This window comes from Limimaricola cinnabarinus, assembly GCF_002723615.1.
Taxonomy (GTDB): Bacteria; Pseudomonadota; Alphaproteobacteria; order Rhodobacterales; family Rhodobacteraceae; genus Limimaricola; species Limimaricola cinnabarinus_B.
Genome location: NZ_KZ304970.1, coordinates 7,856 through 11,979, shown reverse-complemented (window position 1 = coordinate 11,979; position 4,124 = coordinate 7,856). Strand labels below are relative to the sequence as shown.

Genomic DNA, 4,124 nt, shown 5'->3' with positions numbered 1-4,124 from the left:
GAGCCTCCAGGCGCTCCGCTGGGCCATGCCCTTTGATCTCGCGCTCGATGTCGAACAGGGCGTCGATGCGCCGGACGGCATCGAAGGCGACAGGCAAGATCTCCCTGGCGTCCTTGCCTTTGCGGATATTCCCTTCCACGTCAGCCAGCTCGAAGAACTTCCGGCGGGCGTGTGACCAGCACAGAGCTGGCACAACGGGTCCCGGCACTCTTTTTTGATCGTAAAGCTGGTTGTAGCCCGCATAGGCATCGGCCTGAAAGACACCCTTCCAGGGGTCGTTTGCGGGAGAGTGTGAAATCCTACGCTAAGCGCCGAGCAGCCGTTTCCCATTCTCGCGCAGGTTTCCCTCTGGGTCGACATACCGATAGAGCGTTACCGGTCTGATCTTCAGCTCCTTGCACAGCTCGGAGACGGAGGTATCGCGGTTGGCCATCGCGGCCTGCGCCATGCGCAGCTGAGCCTTGGTCAGCGCGAACTTGCGGCCTCCCTTTCGCCCCCGAGCGCGGGCGGCGGCGAGCCCGGCCATCGTCCGTTCCCGGATGAGCTCGCTCTCGAACTCGGCGAGGGAGGCGAAGATGCCGAAGGAGAGTCGCCCGTGGGCGGTGGTCGTGTCGATCTGGGCGCCCTGTCCAGTCAGCACCTTCAGCCCGACGCCGCGCTCGGAGAGGCCCGCGACCGTCTTCACCAGGTGATGCAGGCTGCGGCCCATCCGGTCGAGCTTCCAGATCACCAGCACGTCGCCGTTTCGGAGGGCCTTCAGGCACGCCTCGAGACCGGGCCGCTCGTCCTTCTTGCCGGAAGCCCTGTCCGAGTAGATCTGATCTTCGCCGACGCCTGCTGCGATCAGGGCGTCCCGTTGCAGGTCGAGCGACTGGCTTCCGTCGGCCTTGGAGACCCGCGCGTAGCCGATCAGCATGTGTCGCAAACGATCGTTTGAGACATTTGGCGAAAATCGGCGCTCTTGGCCATTGATACGTTTCCTTAACCCATATCGAAATCAAAGATACGCAATGGAGTAATCGAAGGCAAAAGAAACATGGCCCACCGGACCATCCTGACGCCGAAGCAACGGGAGGTCCTGTTCGGCCTTCCCGCGGACGAGGCGCAGCTGCTCAAGCACTATACGCTATCGGATGAAGACCTCGATCATATCGGCCAGCGCAGGCGCCCGAGAAACCGGCTTGGTTTTGCACTGCAGCTTTGCGCGCTGCGCTATCCCGGACGCGCTCTGCTGCCTGGTGAGGTCATCCCAGTCGAGATCACCGACTTTCTTGCCGCGCAGCTCGGTCTCAAGGACGCCGACCTCGACGCCTATGCCGCCCGCGAAGAAACGCGGCACGAGCACATGGCCAGCCTGCGTCAGCTCTACGGCTACAGGACCTTCTCCGGCCGCGGTGCCCGCGATCTGAAGCTCTGGCTCCACGGCCAGGCCGAGCACGCCGTTTCCAACGAAGACATCGCCCGCCGTTTCGTCGAGGAATGCCGGAGAACCCTGACCATCCTTCCCGCCATATCGACCATCGAGCGCCTCTGCGCCGACGCGCTCGTCGCCGCCGAGAAACGGATAGAGACGAGGATTGCGGATCGCTTGAGCGATGACGAATGCGTGGCCCTCGACGATCTGCTGTCCGAGATGGTCGAGGATCGGCTGACCCGGTTCGTCTGGCTGCGCAAGTTCGAGGTCGGCAACAATTCGGCCGCTGCACGCCGGCTGCTCGACCGGCTCGATTACCTTCGCAAGATCGACGTTTCGCCGGATGCGTTCCACGATGTTCCGGATCATCGCATCACCCGTCTGCGTCGGCAGGGTGAACGCTATTTCGCGGACGGATTGCGTGATCTGCCGGGCGACCGCCGCCACGCAATCCTTGCCGTCTGCGTATCGGAATGGCGACGCGCGATCGCCGATGCCGTGGTCGAGACACATGACCGGATCGTCGGCAGGACCTGGCGGGAGGCCGCCCGGCTGTGCGATGACCGCATGGACGGAGCGCAACCGGAGGTCCAGAAGACCTTGCGCTCGTTCCGCGACATGGGAGCGGCCCTTCTCGAAGCGAAGAACGACGACGTGTCTCTTGAGGACGCCATCTCGTCCAGTCCGGGATGGACGAATTTGCAGACTCTCGTCGCTGTCGCGGCCCGATTGACGGATACGCTGTCATCGGACCCGATTACTCATGTCGTTCAGGGGCATAAGCGGTTTCGTCGATACGCGCCCCGGATGCTGCGGCTTCTTGAAATCGACGGGGCGGACGTGGCCAAACCCCTTCTGGACGCGGCCGAGCTGATCCGGCTCGACAGGGCTCACAGTCGGCCGACGGATTTTCTGCGGCGCACGTCGAAGTGGCACCGCCATCTGAAGACCCAGACCTCCGGGGACGGCCGCCTGTGGGAGGTCGCGGTCATGTTCCATCTGCGGGACGCGTTCCGCTCAGGCGATATCTGGCTGGAACGCTCCCGGCGTTACGGCGATCTGAAACAGGTGTTGGTGCCTGCGCAGGCCGCAGAGGCAAACGCGCGGCTCGCCGTCCCCTTCGATCCCGAGGACTGGCTGGCTGATCGCCATGCGCGAATGGAGCTCGGTCTCGAAAAGCTGGCCAAGGCCGCAAAAGCGGGCGCGATCCCCGGCGGATCAATCGCAAACGGCGTGCTTCATCTGAGCCGGTTGCCGACGGCGCCGCCGCAGGGGGCCGATGACCTGCTGTCCGATCTCTACCGCCGCATACCGGAGACGCGGATCACCGACATCATGCTGGAGGTGGACCGCGCGACCGCGTTCACCGAGGCGTTCACGCATCTCAGGACCGGTGCGCCGCCGAAGGACCGGATCGGGCTGATGAACGTGCTTCTGGCCGAAGGTCTTAACCTCGGTCTGAGCAAGATGGCCGAGGCCAGCAATTCCCACGGTTTCTGGGAACTGATGAGGATTTCGCGCTGGCACGTGGAAAGCGATGCTTATGCCCGCGCGTTGGCGGGCGTCGTCGAAGCGCAGGCCGCTCTGCCGATGGCCAGGTTCTGGGGCATGGGCACGACTGCCTCCAGCGACGGACAGTTCTTCCCCACCGCCCGGCAAGGCGAGGCGATGAACCTGATCAACGCGAAATACGGGCGCGAGCCGGGGCTGAAGGCCTACACGCATGTCTCCGACCAGTTCGCGCCCTTCGCGTCGCAGACCATTCCGGCCACAGTCAGCGAAGCGCCCTACATCCTGGATGGGCTGCTGAACAACGAGGTCGGCAAACGGATCAGGGAGCAGTATGCCGATACCGGGGGCTTCACCGATCACGTTTTCGCCGTCACCTCGATACTCGGCCACCGATTCATTCCGCGCATCCGCGATCTGCCCTCCAAGCGCCTCTACGTCTTCGAGCCGAAGGCCGTGCCGCCGAACCTGCGCGGTCTGGCGGGCGGCACGATCCGGGAGAACCTGATCGCGTCCAGCTGGCCCGACATCCTGCGGATCGCGGCGACCATGACGGCCGGGACCGTCGCGCCCAGTCAGATCCTGCGCAAGCTGGCGTCCTATCCCCGCCAGAACGACCTTGCCGTCGCCTTGCGCGAGGTCGGCCGCGTCGAACGGACGCTGTTCATGATCGAATGGGTCCTGAACACCGACATGCAACGCCGCGTCCAGATCGGCCTCAACAAGGGCGAAGCGCACCACGCGCTGAAGAACGCTCTGCGGATCGGCCGACAGGGCGAAATCCGCGACAGGACGGCCGAGGGCCAACATTTTCGGATGGCCGCGCTCAACCTCCTCGCCGCAATCGTCATCCACTGGAACACAGCCCGCCTGGGCGAGGCCGTCACACAGCGCCAGCGTGCGAAGCTCCCGGTCCCGCCCGATCTGCTGGCGCACACCTCGCCCCTCGGCTGGGCCCACATCCTTCTCACCGGCGAATACAAATGGCCGAAGAGGTAGAAGCCACAGCTGCCGTTCGCAGCGCCGCGCTCGAACTCACACTATGCGGGACGAAGGGGCCGTTCAGAGGTCTGAATTCAACGGCCTCTTCAGATACCGACCTTTCGCTGATTTCTTAAGAATCTAGACAGTAAGTATGGCTCGGGTCTGCGAAGCCGCGGCCAAGCCTCCCCCATCGTTCGGCATTGTGATCGGCGACGGT

Annotated in this window: 2 protein-coding genes and 1 pseudogene; 1 reads left to right on the top strand and 2 read right to left on the bottom strand. The window is 64.0% G+C overall.

Features of this window, described 5'->3' with window-relative positions:
* Positions 1–271 (bottom strand): annotated as a pseudogene (locus CJ301_RS14970) (IS66 family transposase); the annotation flags it as partial.
* Between the two features lie 33 nt (positions 272–304).
* Positions 305–916 (bottom strand): recombinase family protein, encoded by a 612-nt coding sequence (locus CJ301_RS14965; protein WP_099278180.1) that lies wholly within the window; start codon positions 914–916, stop codon positions 305–307.
* Between the two features lie 120 nt (positions 917–1,036).
* Between CJ301_RS14965 and CJ301_RS14960 the strand changes: the two genes are divergently transcribed.
* Positions 1,037–3,922: a Tn3 family transposase gene (locus tag CJ301_RS14960; RefSeq protein ID WP_099278179.1), complete on the top strand. Its 2,886-nt coding sequence runs from the start codon at positions 1,037–1,039 to the stop codon at positions 3,920–3,922.
* The last annotated feature ends 202 nt before the right edge of the window (positions 3,923–4,124 follow it).

Bases quoted from the DNA above. Each gene is read 5' to 3' on its own strand.
- CJ301_RS14960 (WP_099278179.1), top strand. From the start codon at position 1,037: ATGGCCCACCGGACCATCCTGACGCCGAAGCAACGGGAGGTCCTGTTC.
- CJ301_RS14965 (WP_099278180.1), bottom strand. From the start codon at position 916: ATGCTGATCGGCTACGCGCGGGTCTCCAAGGCCGACGGAAGCCAGTCG.